The 3,773-nt window shown below is 67.4% G+C and carries 3 protein-coding genes; all 3 read right to left on the bottom strand.

What is annotated here, in order from left to right; all coding sequences use genetic code 11:
• A partial coding sequence (locus NYR54_RS18975) for a PHP domain-containing protein (protein WP_261517264.1) occupies positions 1-1,844 on the bottom strand: 1,844 nt, incomplete at its 3' end.
• A complete protein-coding gene (locus NYR54_RS18970) occupies positions 1,841-3,361 on the bottom strand; it encodes a Y-family DNA polymerase (protein ID WP_261517263.1) in 1,521 nt (506 codons plus the stop codon). The genes NYR54_RS18970 and NYR54_RS18975, both read right to left, overlap by 4 nt.
• The coding region (locus NYR54_RS18965; protein ID WP_261517262.1) for an ImuA family protein at positions 3,276-3,773 on the bottom strand (498 nt) is incomplete at its 5' end. The genes NYR54_RS18970 and NYR54_RS18965, both read right to left, overlap by 86 nt.

The following is a 3,773-nucleotide window of genomic DNA, read 5'->3' as shown; positions in this document are numbered from 1 at the left end:
TGAACCATGTCGCCCTGGATCGGACCGGGACGGACGATCGCCACCTGCACAACGAGATCGTAGAACGTCCGGGGCTTCAGCCGCGGCAGCATCGACATCTGCGCCCGGCTCTCGATCTGAAAGGTGCCGAGCGTGTCCGCCTTGCGGATCATGGCATAGGTGCGCGGATCCTCGGCCGGGATGGTGGCGAGATCGTAGGGGATGCCCTTGTGCTCGGCGAGAAGATCGAGTCCTTTCCTCATGCAGGTGAGCATGCCGAGAGCGAGGACGTCGACCTTCATGAAGCGCAGGGCGTCGATGTCGTCCTTGTCCCATTCGATGACCTGGCGGTCCGCCATGGCGGCGGGCTCGATCGGGACGAGGTCGTCGAGGCGGTCCCGGGTGAGAACGAATCCTCCGGGATGCTGGGATAGGTGCCGCGGTGCACCCATGAGCTGCCTTGCAAGATCTAGCGCCAGATGCAGCCGCCGGTCGCCTGCATTGAGGTTCAGCTCCCTGACCTGCTCCTCACCGACGCCCTCTTTCGACCAGCCCCAGACCTGGGACGACAGCGTGCGGATGAGGTCTTCGGTGAGGCCGAGTGCCTTGCCGACGTCGCGCAGCGCGCCCTTGGTGCGGTAGCGGATGACGGTCGAGCAGAGCGCGGCCCGCTCCCTGCCGTAGGTGTCGAAGATCCACTGCATGACGATCTCGCGCCGCTCGTGCTCGAAATCGACGTCGATGTCGGGTGGCTCGCGCCGCTCCTCCGAGACGAAACGCTCGAACAGGAGGTCGTTGCGATCCGGATCGATCGAGGTGATGCCGAGGACATAGCAGACCGCTGAGTTGGCCGCCGATCCGCGTCCCTGACAGAGGATTCCTTTCGAGCGCGCGAAGCGGACGATCGAGTTCACGGTGAGGAAGTACGGCGCGTAGTCGAGCTTCTCGATCAGCTCCAGCTCATGCCGCAGGGTGGCGCGGACATGGTCCGGCACGCCTTCGGGATAGCGCCGGGCGGCGCCCTCCCAGATGAGCTTCTCCAGCGTCTGCTGCGGGGTCAGCGCCGGATCGTCGCGCTCTTCGGGATACTGGTATTTGAGCTCGTCCAGCGAGAAGCGGCATCGGTCCGCGATCTCGAGCGTGCGGGCGAGCGCCTCGGGATGGCGCGCGAACAGGCGGTGCATCTCCTCCGCGGACTTCAGGTATCGGTCGGCGTGGCGCTCGCGCCGGTCCCCCAGCTGGTCGATCGTGACATTGTGCCGGATGCAGGTGACCACGTCCTGAAGCATGCGCCGACCGGGCTCGTGGAACAGGACATCGTTGGTGACGACGGTGGAGACGCCGAAGGATTCGGCCATCTGAGAGAGTTCGTAGAGCCGCAACTGGTCGTTCGGCCGCCGGCGAAGCGTGAGCGCCATGTATGCCCTGTCCGGAAAGGCGTCGCACAGGAGCCGGAGCCGCAGGGCGGTCTCCTCGTCAGGCTCGTCCGGGACGAGGACGGCAAGGAGGCCCTCGCCATAGGCCACCACATCGTCCCAGTGAAGGATGCACTTGCCCTTGCCGCCACGCTTCTTGCCGAGCGAGAGCAGCCGGCAGAGCCTGGAATAGGCGGGACGATCCGTCGGATAGACAAGGATTGCCATCCCATCGGCAAGATCGAGGCGGCAGCCGACGATCAGCCTCACGCCCGTTGCCCTGGCGGCCTCATGGGCCCGGACGATCCCGGCGAGCGAGTTGCGGTCGACGATGCCGAGCGCCTCGATCCCGCACAGGCGCGCCTGGGCGAACAGCTCCTCGCAGGACGAGGCGCCGCGCAGGAACGAGAAGTGCGAGGTGACCTGCAGTTCGGCGTAGCGGACAGTCATCCGAAGATTCCATGCATGAACCACCTGTGCGAGCCTGTTTCCGGGTCCTCGCCGTCGCCCGCCCGGTAGATCCAGTAGCGTTCGCCCGCGTCATCCTCGACCCGGAAGTAATCCCTGACCGTGGCGAGCTCCGCGTCGCGCTTCCACCACTCGCCGAAGACGCGCTCCGGTCCGTCCGCCCGCCGGACACGGCGGCGCACACCGCGCCAGGTGAAGGTGACGGGAGGATGGTCAGGAAGGAGCGCCACCGTCTCGATCGGTTCGGGCCGGGGAAGCAGGCGGGGCGGCCGCGGCCACCGCCCTGTCCACGTCGTGTCCAGTTCCGGGGCGAGCGGCGGAATCCTCGTGACCGACCGCTCGGGCACATCGCTCTGGACGGGGGCCACCCGGAACAGACGCTCGCTTCCTACCCTGTTCGCAAGGATGTCCACGAGGTCGGAGACGTCCGGTGGACCGGGCTCCACGAGCGACGATGGGGACTGGCTGGGCGCAAGCGGCTGTACCAGCGTGGCCGCGAGCGCCATGGTCTCAATGCCGAAGCCGGGGTCCATGGATTCGACCTTGTCGCGCAGCATGCGCGAAAGCCGGGCGGGGTCGCGTGTCGGCATCGCGGTGCCGATGCGAATGGCCTTCCGCATGCCGTCCACCCGCTCATAGACGAGGTCGAGCCGGCGCGCTCCAACGCCACGGCTTTCCAGTTCAAGACACAGCTTGCCGACGAGGAGGTCGATATGGCGCCTGATGGTCTCGGCAGCGCCGATCGGTTCGGGAAAGGCCTTGCGGACCTCGGGCACGTCCTTCGGGCGGACCGGATCGATGGGTTCCGCAACGTGGCCAAGCGCCTGGTCGATCCGCCGCCAAGGCTCGGGCCCGAACCGCAAGGTCGTTGGCGCCCGTGGCCGCGCCATGAGATCGGCCACGGTCTCCAGGCCGAGTCCTTGCAGCTCCGCCACCGTCGTCGGGTCGATCCGGAGCGCGGCCACAGGGAGCGGAGCCAGGGATTCGCGGCAATGGCCCGGTTCGACGATCACGCTGGGAGCAGAGCCATACCGGGCCACCGCGTGGGCAAGACCCCAGGTGTCCGCAACGCCAATCCGGCAGGCATAGCCGGCGCCGCTTAGGCGCTGGCGCAGACCCTCGACGAGGGCCTTTTCGCCACCCATGAGGTGCGCCGCACCCTCAATGTCCATGACGATGCCGTCAGGCGGATCTGCTGCGACGACGGGCGTGTAGCGAAGGGCCCAGAATGCGAGCCGTTCCAGGGATTCGAGGTCGCCTCGAGGATCCGAATCCTCGATCCGAAGTCCGGGGACCAGGACCTGCGCCTTGGCAAGCGGGATTCCCGGGCGGAGTCCTTGCCGAAGGGCCGCCTCGTTGGCCGCCGTTACGACCCGGCGGCGGCCGTCGCTTGCCGCCAGCACCAGCGGCTGGTCAGCCTGAAGCGTAGCGCCGCCCGATGCCCGTCTGAACCGATCCGTGGGCCAGTTCGGCAGGAAGAGCGAGACGACCCTGCTCATCGCATGCCTCGACTTCGAAATCGGCGCTCTCGCCCGCGCGCGCCCTTATCAGCTCGACCAGCCAGCGATGCCGGCCGACTCCGGGGACGGGCAGCGGCGTCGACGGCAGGGCTGAGACCCGCCATCTTGTGGATGCCGCGGTCGGCTGACCAAAGTCCGCCGCTTCCGTCTGCCGTCTCCAGCGCCTCAGCGCCAGACCCATCGTGCCGGATGCCTCTGCCGCCAGCTGCAGCCGCCGCGACACCGTCATGGACAGACGCGAGACCTCGGCCACCACGCAGCCAAGTCCCCCGTGACGGAGTCCTTCCTCGAAACAGGAGAGCACAGACTTCTCGTCGTGTGCCTCGACATAGATGACGCGATCCGGCTTCAGCCCTGCCTGGGCGAGTGCCGGAGCAAAGAGATCGGGTCT

This window comes from Chelativorans petroleitrophicus (assembly GCF_025398195.1).
Classification (GTDB): Bacteria; Pseudomonadota; Alphaproteobacteria; order Rhizobiales; family Rhizobiaceae; genus Chelativorans; species Chelativorans petroleitrophicus.
This window is presented reverse-complemented; position numbering and strand designations above follow the sequence as displayed.

What these genes read in the sequence shown, in the direction of transcription:
- NYR54_RS18970 (WP_261517263.1), bottom strand. Translation starts at nt 3,361, where the DNA reads ATGAGCAGGGTCGTCTCGCTCTTCCTGCCGAACTGGCCCACGGATCGG.